Source organism: Stutzerimonas decontaminans (genome assembly GCF_000661915.1).
GTDB lineage: Bacteria > Pseudomonadota > Gammaproteobacteria > Pseudomonadales > Pseudomonadaceae > Stutzerimonas > Stutzerimonas decontaminans.
Map to the genome: position 1 here is coordinate 707,445 of NZ_CP007509.1, position 19,237 is coordinate 726,681.

The 19,237-nt window shown below is 63.7% G+C and carries 22 protein-coding genes; 8 read left to right on the forward strand and 14 right to left on the reverse strand.

Annotated features, from left to right (window positions below; translation table 11 throughout):
- Nucleotides 1-3: 3 nt before the first annotated feature.
- The 4 genes from rutD to rutA all read right to left on the reverse strand — a co-directional run bounded on the left by rutD (nucleotide 4) and on the right by rutA (nucleotide 3,161).
- Nucleotides 4-801, reverse strand: a complete 798-nt coding sequence (gene rutD, locus UIB01_RS03195; protein WP_038656804.1) for a pyrimidine utilization protein D — start codon at nucleotides 799-801, stop codon at nucleotides 4-6.
- A gap of 65 nt (nucleotides 802-866) precedes the next feature.
- Nucleotides 867-1,253 carry a pyrimidine utilization protein C gene (gene rutC / locus UIB01_RS03200; RefSeq protein WP_038656806.1) on the reverse strand — a complete coding sequence of 129 codons (387 nt, stop codon included), beginning with the start codon at nucleotides 1,251-1,253 and terminating at the stop codon, nucleotides 867-869.
- A 79-nt stretch (nucleotides 1,254-1,332) separates the two neighbouring features.
- Nucleotides 1,333-2,079: a pyrimidine utilization protein B gene (gene rutB, locus UIB01_RS03205; protein ID WP_038656808.1), complete on the reverse strand. Its 747-nt coding sequence runs from the start codon at nucleotides 2,077-2,079 to the stop codon at nucleotides 1,333-1,335.
- On the reverse strand, nucleotides 2,079-3,161 hold the full coding sequence (gene rutA, locus UIB01_RS03210; protein ID WP_038656810.1) for a pyrimidine utilization protein A: 1,083 nt from the start codon (nucleotides 3,159-3,161) through the stop codon (nucleotides 2,079-2,081). The genes rutB and rutA overlap by 1 nt, the downstream gene beginning before the upstream one ends.
- 282 nt (nucleotides 3,162-3,443) lie before the next feature.
- On the opposite strand from rutA, the gene rutR reads away from it, so the two are divergent.
- The gene (rutR, locus tag UIB01_RS03215; protein WP_038656812.1) at nucleotides 3,444-4,154 is read left to right on the forward strand and encodes an HTH-type transcriptional regulator RutR; all 711 of its coding nucleotides are present in this window, start codon (nucleotides 3,444-3,446) and stop codon (nucleotides 4,152-4,154) included.
- Nucleotides 4,155-4,261: 107 nt separating this feature from the next.
- Nucleotides 4,262-4,636 carry a VOC family protein gene (locus UIB01_RS03220; RefSeq protein ID WP_038656814.1) on the forward strand — a complete coding sequence of 125 codons (375 nt, stop codon included), beginning with the start codon at nucleotides 4,262-4,264 and terminating at the stop codon, nucleotides 4,634-4,636.
- Between the two features lie 22 nt (nucleotides 4,637-4,658).
- On the opposite strand, the gene UIB01_RS03225 is transcribed toward UIB01_RS03220, so the two are convergent.
- Both UIB01_RS03225 and UIB01_RS03230 read right to left on the reverse strand, forming a co-directional pair.
- Nucleotides 4,659-5,840, reverse strand: coding sequence for an MFS transporter (locus UIB01_RS03225; protein WP_038656816.1), 1,182 nt, complete (start codon nucleotides 5,838-5,840; stop codon nucleotides 4,659-4,661).
- A gap of 92 nt (nucleotides 5,841-5,932) precedes the next feature.
- The gene (locus UIB01_RS03230; protein ID WP_038656818.1) at nucleotides 5,933-6,922 is read right to left on the reverse strand and encodes a GlxA family transcriptional regulator; all 990 of its coding nucleotides are present in this window, start codon (nucleotides 6,920-6,922) and stop codon (nucleotides 5,933-5,935) included.
- Between the two features lie 336 nt (nucleotides 6,923-7,258).
- On the opposite strand from UIB01_RS03230, the gene UIB01_RS03235 reads away from it, so the two are divergent.
- Nucleotides 7,259-8,383, forward strand: a complete 1,125-nt coding sequence (locus UIB01_RS03235) for an alkene reductase (RefSeq protein WP_038656820.1) — start codon at nucleotides 7,259-7,261, stop codon at nucleotides 8,381-8,383.
- An 88-nt stretch (nucleotides 8,384-8,471) separates the two neighbouring features.
- Nucleotides 8,472-8,777 carry an ArsR/SmtB family transcription factor gene (locus tag UIB01_RS03240; RefSeq protein WP_038656822.1) on the forward strand — a complete coding sequence of 102 codons (306 nt, stop codon included), beginning with the start codon at nucleotides 8,472-8,474 and terminating at the stop codon, nucleotides 8,775-8,777.
- Nucleotides 8,778-8,870: 93 nt separating this feature from the next.
- Here UIB01_RS03240 and UIB01_RS03245 read toward each other — a convergent pair whose 3' ends face one another.
- Complete coding sequence (locus UIB01_RS03245; RefSeq protein ID WP_038656824.1) at nucleotides 8,871-9,668, reverse strand: helix-turn-helix transcriptional regulator; 798 nt, start codon at nucleotides 9,666-9,668, stop codon at nucleotides 8,871-8,873.
- 94 nt (nucleotides 9,669-9,762) lie between these two features.
- Between UIB01_RS03245 and UIB01_RS03250 the strand changes: the two genes are divergently transcribed.
- Nucleotides 9,763-10,221 (forward strand): carboxymuconolactone decarboxylase family protein, encoded by a 459-nt coding sequence (locus tag UIB01_RS03250; RefSeq protein ID WP_038656826.1) that lies wholly within the window; start codon nucleotides 9,763-9,765, stop codon nucleotides 10,219-10,221.
- 42 nt (nucleotides 10,222-10,263) lie between these two features.
- Here the strand turns inward: UIB01_RS03250 and UIB01_RS03255 are convergent, their stop codons facing one another.
- From UIB01_RS03255 to UIB01_RS03265, 3 genes are all read right to left on the reverse strand, one after another.
- Nucleotides 10,264-10,722: a hypothetical protein gene (locus UIB01_RS03255; RefSeq protein WP_038656828.1), complete on the reverse strand. Its 459-nt coding sequence runs from the start codon at nucleotides 10,720-10,722 to the stop codon at nucleotides 10,264-10,266.
- 129 nt (nucleotides 10,723-10,851) lie between these two features.
- Nucleotides 10,852-11,244 carry an SMU1112c/YaeR family gloxylase I-like metalloprotein gene (gloA2, locus tag UIB01_RS03260; protein ID WP_038656830.1) on the reverse strand — a complete coding sequence of 131 codons (393 nt, stop codon included), beginning with the start codon at nucleotides 11,242-11,244 and terminating at the stop codon, nucleotides 10,852-10,854.
- Between the two features lie 60 nt (nucleotides 11,245-11,304).
- A complete protein-coding gene (locus tag UIB01_RS03265) occupies nucleotides 11,305-12,051 on the reverse strand; it encodes an SAM-dependent methyltransferase (protein ID WP_038656831.1) in 747 nt (248 codons plus the stop codon).
- Between the two features lie 280 nt (nucleotides 12,052-12,331).
- Here UIB01_RS03265 and UIB01_RS03270 point away from each other — a divergent pair, with 280 nt between their 5' ends.
- Complete coding sequence (locus tag UIB01_RS03270; RefSeq protein ID WP_038656833.1) at nucleotides 12,332-12,727, forward strand: SRPBCC family protein; 396 nt, start codon at nucleotides 12,332-12,334, stop codon at nucleotides 12,725-12,727.
- A 31-nt stretch (nucleotides 12,728-12,758) separates the two neighbouring features.
- Here the strand turns inward: UIB01_RS03270 and UIB01_RS03275 are convergent, their stop codons facing one another.
- From UIB01_RS03275 to UIB01_RS03290, 4 genes are all read right to left on the reverse strand, one after another.
- Nucleotides 12,759-13,682, reverse strand: a complete 924-nt coding sequence (locus tag UIB01_RS03275) for a DMT family transporter (RefSeq protein ID WP_080695044.1) — start codon at nucleotides 13,680-13,682, stop codon at nucleotides 12,759-12,761.
- Nucleotides 13,683-13,883: 201 nt separating this feature from the next.
- On the reverse strand, nucleotides 13,884-15,182 hold the full coding sequence (locus UIB01_RS03280) for a PQQ-dependent sugar dehydrogenase (protein ID WP_038656835.1): 1,299 nt from the start codon (nucleotides 15,180-15,182) through the stop codon (nucleotides 13,884-13,886).
- The gene (locus UIB01_RS03285; RefSeq protein WP_038656837.1) at nucleotides 15,179-15,628 is read right to left on the reverse strand and encodes a DUF2231 domain-containing protein; all 450 of its coding nucleotides are present in this window, start codon (nucleotides 15,626-15,628) and stop codon (nucleotides 15,179-15,181) included. The genes UIB01_RS03280 and UIB01_RS03285 overlap by 4 nt, the downstream gene beginning before the upstream one ends.
- A gap of 207 nt (nucleotides 15,629-15,835) precedes the next feature.
- Nucleotides 15,836-17,392, reverse strand: a complete 1,557-nt coding sequence (locus UIB01_RS03290) for a sensor domain-containing diguanylate cyclase (RefSeq protein WP_038656839.1) — start codon at nucleotides 17,390-17,392, stop codon at nucleotides 15,836-15,838.
- Nucleotides 17,393-17,827: 435 nt separating this feature from the next.
- Between UIB01_RS03290 and UIB01_RS03295 the strand changes: the two genes are divergently transcribed.
- Nucleotides 17,828-18,838 (forward strand): isopenicillin N synthase family dioxygenase, encoded by a 1,011-nt coding sequence (locus UIB01_RS03295; protein WP_038656841.1) that lies wholly within the window; start codon nucleotides 17,828-17,830, stop codon nucleotides 18,836-18,838.
- On the forward strand, nucleotides 18,835-19,221 hold the full coding sequence (locus UIB01_RS03300) for a VOC family protein (RefSeq protein WP_038656843.1): 387 nt from the start codon (nucleotides 18,835-18,837) through the stop codon (nucleotides 19,219-19,221). The genes UIB01_RS03295 and UIB01_RS03300 overlap by 4 nt, the downstream gene beginning before the upstream one ends.
- The last annotated feature ends 16 nt before the right edge of the window (nucleotides 19,222-19,237 follow it).

Below are 19,237 nucleotides of genomic sequence, written 5' to 3' on the forward strand. Positions count from 1 at the left end.
TCCTCAGGCTGCTGCGACCTGGCCGCATTGCTCGGCAAGATGGTCCAGCAGGATCTGGTTGAAGGGTTCGCTGTCGCTGACGCTGGACGCGTGGCCACCGTAGTTCAGCAGCGCCAGCTGGGCATTGGGCAGGGCGGCGGCCAGGTGCTGCGAGTGTTGCCAGGGCACCAGCATGTCGTCGCGGTTGGCTATCAGCAGGGTCGGGGTGGTGATGCGCACCAGCTCGGCCTCGATATCGAAGGCCAGCAGCGCCTCGATGCGCCGCACCAGATTCATCGTCGGTGGGAAATGCGCCAGTGCATGGGCATCGTCGCGTGCCAGTCGCTCGCTGTTGGCTGCGATCCAGTCGGCTGGGTAGAGGAACAGCGATTGTGCTTGCACATAGGCCGCCGGGCCACTGTCGTGCAGCAGTTTCAGGCGCACCGCGAAGCAGCGCGCGCTGTGCGGGTTGGGGCTGCTCCAGGCATTGATCGGCACCAGACTCTGCAGCAACTGCGGCCGCAGCAGGGCGATCTGCAAGCCGACCAGCCCACCGAGGGCATGGCCGATGAAGTGGCAGCGGCGGATGCCCAGGGTGTCCAGCAGCTCCAGCAATTCCACTGCCATGGATTCGATGGAATAGCCCGCCGGCAGGTTCGCCGGGCTCTTGTTGGTCCCCAGTTGATCGTAGACCAGCACTCGGTAGTCTTGGGTCAGCGCCGGCAGCTGCGGCGTCCAGAAGGCGGCGGCGCCGCCGAGGCCGGAACTGAGCACCAGGGTCGGTGCATCGGGCTCCATGCGGCCATGAAGTTCGTAGTGCATGTCACTCCCTCCGCGGGGGCGAGATGCGGGCGGCCGGCGCGCCGGCTGGCCCGCTCCGGCAGGTGCTATTGGCCGACGTGGGCGATACTGGCGATCTCGATCAGCGCATCGGGTTTCACCAGTCCGCACTGGATGCAGTAGCGCGCGGGCTTCTCGCCGGGGAAGTACTCGGCGTACACCTCGTTGACCTTGGCGTAGTTGGCCCAGTCGGTGAGCATGATCATGTTGAAGGTGACGTCGTCCATGCTGCCGCCGGCAGCCTCGACGACGCCTTTGATGGTTTCCAGCACATGGCGGGTCTGCGCGGCGGCGTCGCCGACGTGGACCACGTTGTTGTCCTTGTCGAACGGCAGGGTGCCGGAAACGTAGAGCACGCCATCGGCCATGGAGCCGGGCACGTAGGGGGCAAGCGGTTTGCCGGAGCCAGCGGGGATGATGGATTGCTTGGGCATGTCGTTGATTCCTTGCAAGGCATTCAGGCGAACCCGGCGGGCGCCTCTGCGGGCGCCGCGGTCGGGCACTTGGGGGTAATCAGCTGGCGACCGCCACTTCAGGTGTGGTCGCGAAGCTCCGGCAGAAGGCGTCGACGCTGGAGACCCAGCCGAAGAACGTTTCGATGTTGTACAGCGCCGCCTGCTGGGCGAACTCCGGCCCGGCCTGGTGGGTGGCATCGGCCAGCACCACGCCGAAGTACTCCAGGTGGAAGCCGTCGCGCAGGGTCGATTCCACGCATACGTTGGTGGCGATGCCGGTGAACACCAGGTTGCGGATGCCACGGGCACGCAGGGTGCTGTCCAGCTGCGAATTGAAGAAACCGCTGTAGCGCGGCTTGGGCACCAGGATGTCGCCGGGCTGCGGCGCCAGCTCATCCACCAGCGCGTAATCCCAACCGCCCTTGGCAAGCAGTGTGCCGGCCAGTTCCGGGCGCTTTCGCATGGTCTTCAGCGCGTTGGACTTGTGCCAGTTCGGCGAACCCGGCCCGCCGGCCTCGACGTACCCGTTGTCCCAGCCGTTCTGCAGAAAAATCACCTGTATGCCGGCGGCGCGGGCTGCGCCCAATGCCTGGCGGATCTTCTCGATCACCGGCTGGGTCGCTGAAATATCGAAACCCGCCAGGTCGAGATAGCCGCCGCGGCTGGCATAGGCGTTCTGCATATCCACCACGATTAGCGCGGTTTCGCTCGCCTTCATCGCCAGCGGCTCGGGTCGTGCCGGCAGTTGTACAGGTTCGTCCGTTGCGCTCAGGCCGTAGCCGGAGATCTGTTCGACGGCGTTCATCAGGCCGATTCCTTCAGCGCGGTGACGTGCCGGCGGCTCTGCATCAGCGGCTGGATCTTCTGGCCGAAGGCTTCGACGCCCTCGAGGAAATCGTCGAAGGTCAGCATCACGCCCTGCATGCCGGGTACGGTGGCGATCTCATCGAGCATCCTTGCCACGTTGGCGTAGGAACCCACCAGCGTTCCCATGTTGATGTTCACTGCCGAAGTCGGGTCGGCCATCTGCCGGATGTTGCTGTCGGCGCCCTTGTCGGCGGCACCCTGCTCGCCAAGCCAGGCGATGGCTTCCTCATCTGCGCCGGCCTTGTAGTGCTCCCACTTGGCCCGAGCGGCTTCGTCGGTTTCGTCGGCGATCACCATGAACAGCACACAGGAGGTGACGTGGCGGCCGGTCTTCTCGGTGGCCTTGAGCAGTCGCTCGGTGGCCGGTGCGAAAGCGGTCGGGGTATTCACGCCCTTGCCGAAGCAGAAGTTGTAATCGGCGTACTGCGCCGAGAAGGCCATGCCGGCATCGGATGAGCCGGCGCAGATGATCTTCATGTCCGCCTGAGGTTTCGGGCTGACGCGGCAGTCCTCCATCTGGAAGTGCTCGCCCTTGAAGTCGCTGCGGCCGGTGGCCCAGAGGTCGCGCAGCACCTGGGCGTACTCGCCGAGATACTGATAACGAGTGCCGAAGAATTCATCCCCCGGCCACATGCCCATCTGCGTGTATTCTGGTTTCTGCCAGCCGGTGACGAGGTTCACACCGAAGCGGCCGCCGGAGATCGAATCGATAGTCGAAGCCATGCGCGCGACGATGGCCGGCGGCAGGGTCAGGGTGGCGGCGGTGGCGAACAACTGAATCTTGCTGGTGACCGCGGCCAGGCCCGCCATCAGCGTGAAGGATTCCAGGTTGTGCTCCCAGAACTCGGTCTTACCGCCGAAGCCACGCAGCTTGATCATCGACAGCGCGAAATCGAAGCCGTAGCCCTCGGCCTTCTGCACGATGGCCTTGTTCAGTTCGAAGGTCGGCATGTACTGCGGCGCATTTTCGGAAATGAGCCAGCCGTTGTTGCCGATCGGAATGAAAACACCAACATCCATGGGTAGCACCTCTGTACGCAATGGCTAGAAAGCGCTGCCCGAACGTGACGGGCAGGGTCGCAAGTGCATTAGCAGGATGCAGGCCAGAATCTGATTTTGCTTTTGAATCAAGGAGATGAGTTATTTAGGTGGTGTAATGTGGACCATTTGGTCTGAATCGGAGCACCTGGTTTGTGCGCGGCGCACGAAGATCGTGCAGCAGTCGCAGCCGCCTTCGTCGCTCGTGCGCCACACACTCGCCGCGCTACAGTAGCGGCTCGTACGAACCCATCCGGTAATCCCGTGACAGATCAGCCTCCCGTTTCGCCCCGCAAGCGCCTCACTGCCAGCAAGACCCCTCGACCAAAGGGCGCAGCTCGCGTGCCGAGTGCCAGTGCCCAGGACCGACGCCTGCGCATGATCGAAAGCAAGCGTGCCAGCATCCTCCAGGCAGCGCTCGAGCTGTTCTCCCGTTTCGGCCTGCACGGCACCAGTCTCGATCAGGTGGCGACCCAGGCAGACGTCTCCAAGACCAACCTGCTGTACTACTTCGGCAACAAGGAAGAGCTTTACACCAACGTCCTGCGTCAGCTGCTGGAGGTCTGGTTGCAACCGCTGCAGGCGTTTTCCGTCGAGCAGGACCCGGTCGAGGCGATCCGCGACTACCTGCGGGTCAAGCTCGAACTCTCCCGCGACCATCCCGCCGAATCACGGCTGTTCTGCATGGAGATCATGCAGGGCGCGCCATTGCTGCTGGGCGAGCTGCAGCAGCCGCTGCACGACCTGGTGGAAAACAAGGTCGCGGTGATCCAGACCTGGATCGACGCCGGCAAGCTCGCCCCCATCGCACCGCACCACCTGATCTTCTCGCTCTGGGCGACTACCCAGCACTACGCCGACTTCCGCGTGCAGGTCGAGGCCGTGGCCGGCAAGACCCTGGATGATCCGGCGTTCTTCGAGGAAACGCTGAAGAGCCTGCAGGCGCTGATACTGGACGGGGTGAGGCCGCGATGAGCAGCCGCAGCGCCTGCCTTGGCGCCTTGCGCGCACGGCCGATGGCGTCTGTACTGGCTTGCTAGCGGCGCCGGCCGGGGTGGTCGGCGCGCCAGTGGAGCGACCCGATGAATCCGAGATTCCTGCCCGGCCGAAACATGGCGATGAAGGTGCCTACCCATGAGTACACCAGCACCGTCGCCTTCTACCGTGAAACCCTGGGGCTGAAGGAGCTGACGCCGAACGACGCGGATGGCGAACAGACACCGCGCTTCGAATTCGGCGACAAGGTGCTCTGGCTCGATCGCGTGGCGGGCGTCAGCCAGGCGGAAATCTGGCTGGAAATCGTGACGGACGATCTGGACGCTGCTTCGGCCTTTCTGCAACAGCAGCATTGCGCCCGTCGCGACGAAATCGAACCCCTGCCCGACGGCTTCCGGGCGTTCTGGATCTCCAGCCCGGCCAATATCATTCATCTGATTTCCGAGCAGAAACCGTCCTGAGCGCGTCTCCGGCTGCGTAGCGTTACGCCGTCTGCCTTTGCCGATACCCCAGCGACATCTGCACCAGCACCACCAGCGTCACGATCGGCAGCAGCCCGATATTCACTGCCGCCCAGCCTGCCTGGGCAATCAGCGCGCCGGAGGCGAACGACATCACTGCCGCGACGCTGCCGTTGCTCAGCTCCATCAAGCCCTGCGCCCGGGCTCGCTCATCCACTGCATGGCCTTGGCCCAGCTGCGCCGAGCCGGCGACGAGCATGAGATTCCAGCCGATACCGAGCAGGCAGCTGCTGATCATGAAGTGCCAGTGGCTGACGCCAAGTAGAGCGACGACTGCGCTTACGACCAGCAGACCACTGCCCACGCAGGCCACCATGCGGCTGCCCAGCCGGTCGACCAGAGGTCCGGCGACGAAGGCCGGGAGGAACATCCCGAGCATGTGCCACTGGATCACCTGGCCGCTGGCCTGCAAATCCATCCCTTCGCCATGCATCGCCAAAGGCGTTGCGTTCATCACCAGAATCATCAACCCGTGACCGGCGGCAGTGGTCAGCACAGCGGCCCTGACCGTCGGGCGCGAAAGCAGCTCGCGCCACGACACCCGCGACGGTGCGCTCGGGGATGCGCTTGTCGCGCCATAGGTGCTGAGGCCGGAAAGTACCGCCACGCCCACCGCTGCCAGCGCAGCGATCAGCAGATAGGCGCCAGCGAAGGGTGTATCAATCAATCCGCGAGCGGCATTGCCAAGCGAAGGGGCGACCAGCGCGGCGATCACGCCACCGCCGATCACACAGGCCGTGGCGCGGCCCTTGAAGGCTTCGCTCACGGCCTCCATCGCCGCAAAGCGGTAGTACATGGCTGATGCCTGATAACCACCGATCAGCAAGGAACCGAGGCAGAGTAGGGTGAAGCTGTCGAGCCACAGCGACAGCGCGCTTACCAGCCCGCCAAGCACCCCGGCCAGTGCGCCGAACAGAAAGCCAACTTTGCGTCCATGGCGCTGCATGAGCCAGGCGATCGGCTGCAGCGCGAGCAGGCCGCCAAGCATCAGCACCGCAAGCGGCAACGATGCCAGGCTCGGGAAGGGCGCCAAGCGCAGGCCGACGATCGAAGTGAGGATGATGCCGGTCATCGAACAGGACCAGAACAACGCCTGAGCCATGAACAAGCGAAACACCTGGGAGTTGCGGAAAAGTAGATGCATGAAGATCGCCTCGCGACGCTGGGAAACGGGCACAGGCGTGCCCGGCGATGTGCCAAGGGCCTGCTGTGAGCGAAGGGTGTGGCGCGTCGGGCTCAGCCGAAGCGCTGTGAGAAATCTCGCGGACTTACCGACAGGTGTTTCTGAAAGCTGCGCCGCAGGTTCTCCGGATGCCCGAAGCCGGTTAGCCGCGCCACCGTTGTGATCGAGGCTTCGGCGCTCAACAGCAAGCTGCGCGCGGCTTCCAGACGTAGCCGCTCGATATAGCGGCCCGGCCCCATGCCGACTTCCTGATTGAACAGCCGGCACAAGGTGCGCGGCGTCATGTGCGCCTGCTCGGCCAGGGCTTCGATGGAAAGATCGTCACCCAGATGACCAGGCAGCCACTCGAGAAGCGCGGTCAGGCGGCCCACCGCGCTGCTGGGCGTTGCGAGCATCGGGCTGAACTGCGTCTGCCCGCCGGGCCTGCGCAGAAACATCACCAGCCGCTGAGCCACCGAGAGGGCCAGCGCACGGCCTAGATCCGCCTCCACCAGGGCCAGCGCCAGGTCGATGCCCGCCGTGACGCCAGCCGAGCTGAACAGATGCGCCGCAGCAGGATCAGTTGGGTCGAAGGTATGCAGACTGTCGCCATGCACCTCTACGGCGGCGTACTCGCCAAGGGCTTCGAGGTCTGCCCAGTGGGTGGTCGCCTTGCTCCCGTCGAACAGCCCGGCTTCGGCGAGGATCAACGCGCCGGAACACACCGACCCCAGCCGTCGCACCCGTTGCTCGGCGGCTCTAAGCCAAGCCAGCAGCGGCCCGTTGTGCCTCTGCGCCGTGACGCCAAGGCCACCCGGAACCAGCAGGGTATCCAACGATCCAGGATCGATCTCGGGCCAGGCTGCATCGGCGACCAACTTGAACCCCGCCGAAGTGGCAACGGCGCCTGGCGCGTCACCAAGCAGAAGGAGTTCGTAAGCAGCCGGCCAACCCTGGCGCTGCCGCTCTACATTGGCTGAGGCGAAAACCTGCAGCGGACCGGTGACGTCCAGGCTCATGACATCGGGATACACGAGGCAAGCGATGGTGCGAATGGCGTCCATGGGTGCACCTTTGCGGGAAGATGCATGCAGTGTGCGGCGGCTCCGACGTTGTCACAATGACAAGGTTCCCACGGATCTTGCCAAGTTCGCGACGGGACGCGGCCAACGGCGGTGCAGTCGCCACCACCGAGTGCCGCCTAGAGACTCGATCCGAATATGCATATTCCTAGCGCTGCTAAAATCTAGATATTGACATTTATCGATATGAAGCCGACGATCGGCCTCTTGTCGCAGTTGCGGTAATACCCGACGGCACGGCTGTAGCGGCGAACTCACATACGTGAGATGACCTCTGTCAACCAATATCTATAAATCACGATATCCAAATATTACGTTATGAATCATAAAGCTCTTTTTACACCTGCCTCGCTTGGCTCCTTCGCCCTGCGTAACCGCGTCGTGCTGCCACCGCTGACACGCTCGCGCAGTTCGCAGCCAGGCAATATTCCGAACGCCGTAATGGCGACCTACTACCAGCAACGAGCCAGTGCAGGCTTCATGGTGACGGAAGGCATCCAGATCGAGCCGCGTGGCCAGGGATATGCCTGGACACCCGGGATTCACAGCCCGGAACAGGTCGAAGGCTGGAAGGCCGTTACCCAGGCGGTGCATGACGAGGGCGGCGTAATTTTCGCCCAGCTGTGGCATGTCGGCCGTGTCTCGCACACCTCGCTGCAACCCGGCGGTGAGCAACCTGTTGCGCCGTCGCCCATTGCGGCGACCAACGTCAAGGTGTTTATCGAGACGGGCCCTGGCGAGGGCGCGCTGGTCGAGCCCTCGATGCCGCGGGCGCTGTCCAATGCCGAGGTCAAAGAGCTGGTGCAGCTCTACGCCCAAGCCGCGCGCAATGCGATGGAAGCAGGCTTCGATGGCATCGAGATTCACTGCGCCAACGGTTATCTGGTCAACCAGTTCATCTCCGCTCACACCAACAGCAGGACAGACGAATACGGCGGCTCGTTGCAGAACCGGCTGCGTTTTCTGCGCGAAGCGGTCCAGGCGATAGCCGACGTCATAGGTGCCGAGCGCGTGGGGGTTCGCTTTGCGCCGCTGTTCGCCAGCACGGACGAGGAGCGCGTCTACCTCGGCCTGGTGGAGCAAGACCCGCATGAGACTTACATCGAAGCGGTGAAGATTCTGCAAACCATCGGCGTCGCGTACGTATCACTGGCCGAGGCTGACTGGGACACCGCGCCCGATTTGCCCGGCAGTTTCCGCGAGGCAGTGCGGGCGGCTTTCAGCGGTACGATCATCTACGCAGGCAAGTACACCCCGGAGCGCGCCACCGCGGCGATCGAAGCCGGTTGGGCGGACCTGATCGCCTTCGGCCGTCCGTTCATTGCCAACCCGGACCTGCCGGCCCGTATTGCCCATGGCTGGCCAATGAATCCGCTGGATGCCAGCAGCATGTACGGCGGCACCGAAAAGGGTTACATCGACTACCCGACGTACGCGCACTGAGTCGGCATGCGCGCGCTCCCGTGGAGTGCGCGCAGCCAGCACCGACAAAGTATCGTAAGATCGCGAAAACCCATTACCTGCCGCGGATATGAGCATAGACATCAGTGAAGCGCTGAAGGCCCTGGATAACCCCACACGCCTGGCCATCCTAACCCTGCTGAAGGACCCGAAGATCAACTTCCCCGAGCAGGAAGCCGATCCCGAACAGCTGGGTGTGTGCGTTAGCATCATCCAGGAGCGTGTGGGGTTGTCGCAGTCCACCGTCTCGAACTACCTGGCGGCGCTGCAGCGCGCGCAGTTGGTGACCTCGCAGCGTATCGGTCCCTGGACCTACTACAAGCGAAACGAAGAGAAGGTAGCCCAGTTGCTCGAAGCACTCAGCAAAGCCATCTGAGCGGGCTAGCAGAGCCTTGAGCGTTTCGCGTAAGGCCACCCCGGCCGATCCCTTCCCGCAGGTGGTGGCACGCTGGCTCAGGGCTTACGGCCGTTATCGCCTTATCCTGCTCGTCCGATACTGCCCCGGCGTCATGCCGACCACCGTCTTGAAGTCATGAATGAAGTGCGCCTGGTCGCTGTAGCCGCAGGCCAGGGCGGTGTCCAACAGCGGCTGGCCGGAGCGCAGTTGGTTGCGCACCAGCGCGACGCGCTGAATGCGGCTGAACTGCTTGGGCGTCAGGCCCACCTGGTAGCGGAACAGGCGTTCCAGCTGACGCTGCCCGAGTGGCACCGCCTGTAGCAGATCAGCCAGACGCTGTCGGCCCTGGGTCGCAGTGATCTGCGCCAGCAGCTGTTGCACCGGTGAGCGTCGCTCCTGCGCCGCCTGCAAACGCCTCATCAACTCCTGCTCCACCAGCAGCAGCTGCGCCTCGCGGCTCAACTCGGCCAATTGGTCGACCAATGCGGCGAAGCCCAGCCGCTGCCAGTCGGCACCGTGGAAGCCGGCCAGCTCATCCAGGCTGACGCCAAAGAACGCCGCGCCCATCCCAGGGCGAAAACGCACGCCCATCAGCCTTACCTGCCCTGCCAGTTGCAACCGCGAGCTGGCCAGCTGCGGCCCGGCGATCAGTGCGCGCGGCTTGTGCAGATGACCATCGAAGGCCAGCGGATCGGCGAAGTTGAAGATGACCCCGCAGGCGCCGTCCGGATGCAGCATCTGCTCGTCATACACCGTGGCGGCGTCACCCTCCAGCCACCAGAAGCGCTGCACGTAGGCAGCCAGTGCAGGCGTAGGCGGGCAAGTCAGGAAGCCATCGATGGGTGGCAGTCGTTCGTGCAGGGCGGACATGGCAGGCGGCGTTCGAAGATGTCGAAAATCTACAATAGCTCAGCTCGGCGGCTGCGTAGCCTTGGCTGCACATTCAAACCGAGGAGTGACCACCATGCGCATGAACTACCAGGCTGCCGCCCCCGATGTAATGACGGCAATGATAGGGCTGGAAACCTACCTGGCACGGCAGAGCCGCCGCGAGGATGGCGTCGACAAGCCGCTGATGGAGCTGGTGAAGATCCGCGTCTCGCAGATCAATCAGTGCGCCTACTGCCTCGATATGCACACCAAGGACGCCCGCGCCCTGGGCGAAACCGAGCAGCGCATCTATTCCCTGAGTGCCTGGCGCGAAACCCCATTCTTCACCAACCGCGAACGCGCCGCCCTGGCCTGGGCCGAGGCCAACACCCTGCTGCCCCAGGGCGTGTCGCAGACGCTGTTCGAGGAGGTGCGCGAGCATTTCTCCGAAGCCCAGCTCGCCAACCTGACCCTGGCCATCGCCACCATCAACGCCTGGAACCGCTTCGGCGTTTCCTTCGCGCCGGTGCCGGGCAGCTACCAGCCGGGCTGATGCGTGCCGTACCGCCTGACCTGTTGGTCGGGCGGCTCCGGTTCACGGCTGCAGTTCCTGATTGCCCATGGCACAGAAGCTCTGAGCCTGCCGCGCCGCCGGCAGCGCGCGCAGCTGGGTCATGCACTGCGCCTGGCTGGGTGTGCGCACCACGCTAATCTGGGCATCGTCGTTTACACCGATCAGGTACGGCTTGTTATAGCGTGGGCCATCGTGCCAGCTGCTGAAGCGCTGCTCGCTGTAGGCGCATTGGTAGCGGATATGGCCGGAGAAGCCCTTGAAGCGGTCGCGGCGAAAGATGTGCCGGTACAGGAGCCAGTCACGCTTGCTCTGCCCGTCGAGCACGGCGTCGAGGCAGCCCTGCAGCTCGGTGATTTGTGGCTCGTGAAGGAAGATGCTCTGCGCCAGGCTGGAGCCATCCAGTTGCACCGTGGCCACCAGATAGACCTGTCGCTCGGCCGCCTGTGTCGATAGCGCCAGGGCCAAACCCAGCGCCAACATCCCTGTTCTGATCAATCTGCATGCTCCTGATGACCGCGATTTCGTCGAGGCGGCACCCTAGCCGAGGACGGCGTATGGAAACAAGGGCATGCTTGCTTGCTGTTTTGCTCGGCCATATCGGCTGCCGATCTAGCGCGACGCCCTTTCGTACAGCTCCAGCGGCAGGTCGTCCGGATCGGCGAAGAAGGTGAAGCGGCGGCCGGTGTACTCATCAACCCGAATGGGTTCGACCGCCACGCCCTTGGCTTCCAGTTCAGCCTTGCAGGCCGCGACGTCATCCACCGCGAAAGCCAGATGCCGCAACCCCTGCGCCTCCGGCCGCGAGGGGCGCGGCGGTGCGTCGGGAAACGAGAACAGCTCGATCTGCCCTGCGTCCGGCAGTGCCAGGTCGAGCTTGTAGGACTGCCGTGATTCCCGGTAGTGCTCGGCGATCACCGTGAGGCCCAGCGTCTCGGTATAGAAGCGCTTCGACACGGCATAGTCGGAGCAGATGATCGCGGCGTGGTGGATAGATAGCAGCATGGGCATTCCAGTGAGCAGAATACGGATGGACAGCCGGCGCCCGGCTCCGTTTGCTACGCATCAGTGCGGCATCAGCGCGAAGACGCCCCAGCCGAGGTATTCCCGCGTATAGGTGGCGTAGCGCTCCGGCTCCGAGCTGAGTTGGGCGCGGACTTCCTGCGCCAGCTCATCGTCGGGATTGGCCTCCAGCCAGCGGCGCATGGTGAGCCATTTCGCCGCCTCGTATCGGTCCCAGCCATCCTGGTCCGCCAGGACCATTTCGACCACGTCGTAGCCCAGCTGCCGGAAAGACGCGAGAAGTTCGGGAAGGACGAGAAAGTCGCTGATCGCATGGGCCAGGCAGCCTCTGGCGACGTCCTCGGTCGGCGGTAACTGGCGCCAGTAGGGCTCGCCGATCAGGATAATCCCGCCACTGCGCAGGCTGCGCGCCAACAGTTCGAGCGTGCCGGCGACGCCACCAGCGATCCAGGTTGCGCCGACACAGGCGGCCACGCTGACCTTCTCGTGCGAGACATGGCCGGTCGCATCGCCATGGATGAACTCGACTCGGTCGGCGACACCCAGCTCCACAGCGCGGAGCGTCGCCTGCTCGCTGAACAGCTGGCTCATGTCGACACCCGTGCCGACGATGCCGTGATCGCGCGCCCAGGTGCAGAGCATTTCCCCCGAGCCGCTGCCAAGATCGAGCACTCGATCCCCCGGCTGCAGCCGCAGCGCTGCGCCGAGCGTAGCGAGCTTCTCGGGTGTGATCGGATTGTGGATGCGGTGAGCGCTCTCGGTGATGTTGAAGATCCGTGGGATATCCATGAGTGCAGCCTCCTCGGCGGCAGGGACGATGGCTTACCCGTCCAGTGTATCCGTAGCGCCGCTCGGCGCACCTGCGCGCACGCTCGCCCGCTGGGGAAGATGCGCGATGTAGGCGACGCGCTTGGAATCCGGGCGTGCGGGCGTGACCGACCAGCATCTCAACTTGAAGCAGTTCAGCGGATTCTTTGCCTGGACGTCGCTATCCCATCGTTTCGGGGCTCGCGGGTGGGGTGTATGTCGAGTAAAAACGCACGACACGAAACGACCGAAGGCCTGATCCATGCACCACGTTCGCCATATCAGCATCTTCATCAGCCGTGATCCGGACGAGGTGTATGAGTTTGCCGCCGACCCGCGCAATCTGCCGCAGTGGGCCGCTGGGCTGGCACGTTCCGACGTCAGGCAACAGGGCGATGCGTGGGTGGCGGAGGCGCCGTTCGGTCAGGTCCGGATCCACTTCGCTGCGCCGAACGCGTTCGGTGTCATGGATCACGAGGTCGAACTGGCGTCGGGGCGGGTCGTGCGCAACCCCATGCGCGTTATGCGGAGCAGTGGCGGAAGTGAGTTCGTTTTCACGCTGTTCCGCCAGCCCGACATGAGCGATGAGCAGTTTGCCGCAGATGCGCTTGCGGTCGAGGCGGACCTGCAGCGGCTCAAGGATCTGCTCGAGCAATAGTCGCTAGCGGTTCGCCATGGCCGTATCAGGTCTAGGTTCCATCTTTCGAATGGACACCCAGGGCCGTGACCGTCAGCAGAATCAGAGCCATCCCGAGCATCTGTAGTGCAGCCAGACTCTCGTTCAACACCACGACACCGAACAGCGAAGCGGTTACCGGCTCGACCATGGCCACGATAGACGCTACAGCCGGTGCGGTTTGGTTGAGGCCGATGATGTAGAAGATGAAGGACAGCCCGGCCCCCAGCACACCTAGCACCACAAACAGGGGCCAATTCGGTGCGTGGAGCACGGCCACTGCCTGTTCCGCATCGCCCATCCAGCCAAGTATGCCAACGAGTACCGCGAACGCTATCACCAGAATCGCCTGGGGGCTGCCATGAGGGGCGGCGTACTTGAAGGCAAAGATAAACACCGCGTAGGACACGCCGGAAAGCAGGCCGGCTCCGGCAGCGATGGCGGTAATGTCACCCGCTCCGATGTCATAGATGCCGGTTAGCAAAATGACGCCCAGCATCACCATGGCGATCGCCGCCCACTTGAATGGAGTGGGCCTTTCGAGCCTGCACGCGAAGGAGACGAGATAGACAAACACCGGTGCGGAATACATCAGGGTGGCCGCAACCGCAACGCTGCCCTCGGCGATGCTCAGGAAATAGAAAGAGAAGTTGCCCGCCACGCCCACACCGGCCACTGCGGACCAGAACCACAGCTGGCGGCTCGCCAATCCGCTACCGCCCGGCCTTAGGACAAGCCAGACGAGAACGAACAGCAGCCCTATTGCGCCCCGGTAGAGCGAGACCACGATCGGGCTCCAGCCCTCGGCGGCGAGAATGCCGCCGATCCCGCCTGACAACCCCCAGCATAGCGCTGCAAGCGCGACGAACAGTGCACCATGGCCCGCCGTCTTCCCTACTGAAGGTCCCCCGTTCTGTGGCGGTGAATGCTGCACCATCTAGTAAATCCTATGCCTTCGGTTCAATGCTGCTGGTTTGGAGCCGAGGCGCGTGCGCGTTGCTATAGCCGCGAGGCAGGCCGCTACACCCGAGGGCGGCGAGTAAGAGCGAATGCGCAGCCAGAGTCAGTGCGCAGGGTTCCGCGATGATTGGAACGAGCGGATAAGCCGCCGGTAGCCGCTGGGTTACCGGCTCGCTCATCACTGCTCCCGCGTCACCCGCCACACCACATTGGCCAGGTCATCGGCGACGATCAGCGCGCCGCGCGGGTCGACGGTTACGCCGACCGGCCTGCCACGAGTCTTGCCGTCGTCGGTGCGAAAGCCTGTGGCGAAGTCGATCGGCTCACCCGCCGGGCGACCGTCGCGGAAGGGCACGAAGATCACCTTGTAGCCGACCGGGTCCTTGCGGTTCCAGCTGCCGTGCTCACCGATGAACACGCCTTGGGCGAACTGCTCACCCATGACATCCGAAGAGAAATCGAGGCCCAGTGCGGCCACGTGCGAGCCGAGGGCGTAGTCCGGCGTGATGCTGGCGGCGACCTTGTCCTTGTCCTGTGGTCGCACGCGGTCATCGACGTTCTGCCCCCAGTAGGCGTAGGGCCAACCGTAGAAGCCGCCTTCCTTAACCGACGTCAGGTAATCCGGCACCAGGTCTTCGCCAAGTTCGTCGCGTTCGTTGACTACCGTCCACAACTGGCCGGTTTCCGGCTGTATCGCCATCGCGGTGGGGTTGCGCAGGCCGGTGGCGTAGGGCTTGTAGGCGCCGGATTCGGCGTTGACCTGCCAGACCATGGCGCGGTCGACCTCAGCTTCCATACCACGCTCGGTGATATTGCTGTTGGAGCCGATGCCGACATACAGGTAATGGCCGTCCGGGCTGATGGTCAGGGCTTTGGTCCAGTGGTGGTTGATCTCCGACGGCAGGTCCGCAACCTTGGTCGGTGCGCCGCTGGCCTCGGTCTGGCCGTCCTGATAGTCGAAGCGAACGAGTTCGTCCTGATTGGCGACGTACAGATTGCCGTCGTGGAAGGCCAGCCCATAGGGCGCGTTGAGGTCTTCGGCGAACACGGTCTGCAGTTCGTAGGTGCCGTCGCCGTCCGCATCGCGCAGCAGGGTCAGGCGGTTGCCGCTTTCCACCGAGGTGTTGCCCTTGGCCTTGAGATAGCCGGCGATGACGTCCTTCGGCTTGAGCTTGGCTGCATTGCCGCCACGCCCCTCGGCGACGAGGATGTCGCCGTTGGGCAGGACAAGCGTCTGGCGGGGAATCTTCAGATCGGTAGCGATCGCCGTCACGCTGAAACCGTCCGGCACGGTGGGTACCTGATCGCCCCAGGGGGTTGGCTCGGCGATCTTCATGCTGGGCAGCAGACCACGTTCCGGCTCGGGCAGCTTGGGATTCGTCCCGTAATGCTGGGCGGAGTCCTGCTCGCCACCGCACGCACTCAGCAGAACGGCCATGGCCAGGGCGGTCAGTGCGCTTGAGCTTGAATGCTTCATGCCTCACCTCCGTCGCGCAGGTTGCTCAGGCCGATCCAGGTTGCAGCGCAGGCCAGCAGCGTGACGATCACCGACAGCACCAGGCCCTGCGGCATCGTTGCCCAGGCGTCCTTGGCGTGCTCCAGCGCATTGATAAAACCCAGCAGCCAGGTCGCCAGCAGGAGTGCGAAGTAGACCAGTGGTCGCCCTTTCCTGTGCTGGGCGCGGATCAGGTTCACTACGGCGAACAGCAACGCCAGGCCGCAGAACACCAGCCCGCCGGCGATCAGCCAGGCTGAGAAGTTGCTCCACTGGATTTCATAGGTCTTGAAGTAGGCGATGTCGCTCAGCATGGCGCCAAGGAATAGCGGTACGGTGCCGCCGAGCAACGTCCCATGCAGCGGGCTCGGTACGTGGCGGGAGATGCTGTGCGTGGTAGTTTGGGTGCGGTGGGTGATAACGGTCACGTAGGTATCCTCATCGCTTGAGACCTGACCTCATGCTCGGCGCGGATGCGCTGGCGGCCGGGATCGCTCTGGCTGTGCTTTAAAGGGGATCGTGACGGCGCGGGGTTAGTTCACTGCCGATGGACAGCCGGGTGTTCGTTGCAACGGGGAGGCATTGACGCAGGAGAGAGTACTGACGCAGCGGCGAGGCTAGCGCTGCGCGGTTAGTCAGGCTTCGCTGTCGACCAGTGCGACGTTCTCGCGGCCCTGTTGCTTGACCCGGTACATGGCGCGATCGGCTGCTGCCAGCAATTCGTCGAGAGACTCGCCGTCGTCGGGGCACAGGGCAATGCCGATGCTGCAGGACACCCGCTGCTCGCCGGCGTCGGTTTCAATGGGCATGCTGATCGCCTGCAGTAGCTTGCGACCGGCGGCTTCAGCGTCAACGGCGCTGGGAATATCCCTGACCAGTACGACGAACTCGTCACCGCCGTAGCGCGCGGCAGTGTCATACACGCGAATGGCCTGGCGCATGTGCTCAGTGACGGCGATCAGCACCTGGTCGCCAACTTTGTGACCGAAGCGATCATTGGTTTCCTTGAAACGATCCAGATCGACGACCATCACGGCAAAGGGTGTTCCGTGTCGCTGCATGAACGCGTAGGCCTCGGCGAAACGGTCTGCCAGCAGCTGACGGTTGGGTAGCCGGGTCAGCGCATCGTGAGTGGCCAGGTAGCTGGAACGCTGATATTCGCGCTCTACCATCGCGGTGGTGCGGTAGTGGCGCAGCAACACGGCCGGCAACAGCGCCAGCACGGCGATCAGGATCAGCAGGACGGTCAGCGTTTCCCGAGTCAGTACGTTGCCCATACGCAGCTGGCGCTCGAGAATCAACGTGGTCGGCTGCGAGCGGCTGCCGATCTCGACGCGCTCCGTCAGGCGCGGTAGCAACAGGCGATCTAACGGGCTTGCCGGCGCAGGCTCGGTCGAGAGTAGTTGGCTCGGTGCGCCGACGTCGCTATCGAGAAACGCCTCGATGCGTAGCTGCCGATCCACATCCATGGCAAGCACGGCCTGTTGCAAGGCGTCTGTTTTCATCAGCAGCAGGGCGACCATGCTGCTGCCGAAGAAGTTGGGGCCGGCGCCTGGGCGAGGTGACTCGGGACGGCTCACCGACTGCAGCAGGATGTAGGCGTTGCCGCCCTCGTACAGGGCGAATGTCGGCGAAGCGACCGGGCGCCTGGTTTGCCGGCTCCGGGCCAGCGCATGGGACAGGTGCCCGACTGTCTCCAGCCGGACACCATAGATGGTGCTGGCCTGTACCAGCTGCGGGTACATGAACAGCACCGGCCAGGTTTCGCTCAAGGGCAGCTGCACGTGCACAGGCTGCCGTGTCGGGCTGGGAAATTCCTTGAGCCTGAAGTCGGCGCGCCAGCTGAGGCGCAGCAGCTCCTCGAAGGCGTATTGCTCGGCCAGAGGAACGCCGCGGGCGACTTCGAGCATGTAGACCTGCGGATAGGCCGTGACTACAGCTTCTGCATAGCGCGCCGCAGCGGCCTCGTCGCTTTGATCCACGGCTTGGAGGAATGCCGAGAAGCCTGCCAGAACGGCCTCATTGGTATCGAGCTGGTGGCGTATCACGGCGGAGACGTTCTGCACCTGCTGCGCGAAGCGGGCGTCCCAGCGCTGGATTTCCGAAAGAAGGAGCAACTGAGCGGAGACACCGACCAGCAGCAGGGACAACAGGATGAAGCCTGCAAAAGAGCGTCGGCGTCTGGTCAGCATCGTTCCTTCTCTCTCCCGAGGGCTGCGCGCGGGCTCTGTAGGCAGTCCTTTACGCCCTGTTGCGTCAGGCTACCGATGCGTGGCCTGGATCTCTCCGGTTTCTGCGGTCAGAACCACAGGCGGTGCGTCACGCTAGCAAATGGCCATTGGGCGGTCTAGCACATCGGGCGAACTGCTATCGGGCACGCTTTCGTATCGCGCGCACAAACCAAGTGCTCCAAACCAGACCATTTGATCCGTTTTTTTCTCATCGCAAACGCTAAGTGGCTGATCCATAAGCGAATCGGATCAGTGGCACGCTTCCTGCTCTTTCCTCGCTGTCGCTCTCGCGTGCAAACGCAGCGACCGGCCCGCTGCGGCATGCATACAGAGAAGCGCCCGCGCCATCGGCGAAGCGCTCAGGTTTCAGTCTTGCGTTCGAGGAGTGCGTCATCCATGACTCTGCAATACGTTCCCGTCATCGACCTGGCGCCATACTTCGCCGGTACACCGGAGGGCAAAGCCCAGGTGGCCAAGGCCGTGGACCAGGCCTGTCGCGACATCGGTTTTCTGGTCATCACCAACCACCAGATCCCCACTGAATTGATCGAGCGCGTGTCGCGGCTGACGCGGCAATTCTTCGCCTTGCCGTTGCCGGAAAAGCGCAAGGTCGACCGGCCCAGCCCGGAAATGGTGCGCGGCTACAGCGCCATTGCCGAAGAGAGTCTGTCGTATTCGATGGAGGAGGCCGCACCCGGCGATCTCAAGGAATCCTTTTCCATCGGGCCCAGCGATGTGCCGGATGAGGACTACTACCGTTGCGCCGCAGCCGGCCCGCATTTCGCGCCGAACGTCTGGCCCACCGGCATCGAAGGCTTCGAGCAGGCTTACCGCGAGTACTTCGCGGCCATGAGTGAGCTGGCGCAGGCGCTGATGCGCATCTTCGCCCTGGCGCTGGAGCTGCCGGAAACCTTCTTCGACGACAAGATCGACAAGCACATCAGCATGTTCCGCAGCCTCAGCTACCCGGACGTGAAGGGCGCGGTCGAACCCGGGCAATTGCGCGCAAGCGCCCACACCGATTACGGCAGCCTGACCATCGTCAAGCCGGACAACGCGCTGGGCGGCCTGCAGGCGCGCAACCGCCAGGGCGAGTGGGTGGACGTGCCCTATGTGGAGAATGGATTCGCCGTGAACATCGGTGACCTGATGATGCAGTGGACCAACGATCAGTGGATTTCCACGCTGCATCGGGTGGTCAACCCGCCGGCCGACAGCCCGGCCGACAACGGCCGGCAGTCGCTGGTGTTCTTCCACCAACCCAACTATGACGCGCTGATCGAGTGCCTGCCGGGATGCCTGAGCGAGGGCGAAGCGCCACGCCATGCGCCGGTCACCTCCGGCGACAACCTGCTCTCCAAGTTCGTCAAGCAGACCACCTTCGGCAAAGGCCTGGAGGTCGCATGAGCACGCTGTCCTACGTCAACGTCTTCGCGCGGGACATCGAGGCGCTGAGCGGGTTTTACCGCGAGCTGTTCGGCTTCACGAACATCCCCGAGATCGCCTCGCCGATCTTTCGCGGGCTGGATACCGGCAAGAGCTGCATCGGCTTCAACGCGCCGGAAGCCTACGAACTGCTGCATCTGGACGAATTCGCCGACACCCGCGGCTGCAAGTTCCTGCTGAACATCGACGTCGACTCGAAAGATGAGGTCGACCGCCTGGTGCCTATTGCCGTCGCGATGGGCGCGACGCTGATCAAGGCGCCCTACGAAACCTATTACCACTGGTATCAGGCGGTGCTGCTGGACCCGGAAAACAACGTGTTTCGCATCAACCACATGCTTTGACGTGCCAACCTCAGGA